Annotated in this window: 1 protein-coding gene; it reads left to right on the top strand. The window is 39.3% G+C overall.

Annotated features, from left to right (window positions below):
• Positions 1 to 244: 244 nt before the first annotated feature.
• Positions 245 to 750 (top strand): lyase family protein (locus tag ACTXGO_RS15345; protein ID WP_443575125.1); only part of this gene is annotated, 506 nt, incomplete at its 3' end.

Below are 750 nucleotides of genomic sequence, written 5' to 3'. Positions count from 1 at the left end.
TTTGTTCATTCTAACCTCTGATAAGGTACTGAAGCGATTGAATTGAAAGCCTATTTTAAGGATAAGCTAATTTTTTCAGAATATATCACTACTATAAAATTCAGTAAACATATTTTCGCTTTTGTTACTGATAATTTTTGTCCAAACTTTAACGCCAATCAGGTTATAATTGCGCATTCATTTTTTATTGCTAATCATCTATTGGCTACCTATTTATTCATCAATTATTTTTAAAGGCAATCCTATGACCCCACTTACCGCACTCTCTCCAATCGATGGTCGTTACGCATCAAAAGCTGACAGCTTGCGCCCGTACCTTTCTGAGTTTGGTCTGATTAAAGCTCGCGTCACTGTTGAGATTCGCTGGTTACAGTCGTTGGCTGATAATAGTGCGATTGCTGAATTAGCAGCGTTCGATACCGATACCAATGCCTTTTTAAACAGCATTGTTGATGATTTTAGTGAAGCGGATGCTGGGGCGATTAAAGACATCGAAGCGACCACCAACCATGATGTAAAAGCAGTTGAGTACTTCATCAAAGATAAGTTTCGTGGCAATCAGCAGTTAGAAGATAGCCTAGAGTTCATTCATTTTGCTTGTACCAGTGAAGATATCAATAACTTGTCTTATGCATTGATGCTCAAAGACAGCCGCGAGCTCGTAGTGGCTAAAATGCAGCAAGTCACCGATAGTATCGTTGATTTGGCGATTACTCATGCTGATCAACCCATGTTGTCACGTACCCATGG

Source organism: Psychrobacter sp. T6-1, from assembly GCF_052258445.1.
This window is presented reverse-complemented; position numbering and strand designations above follow the sequence as displayed.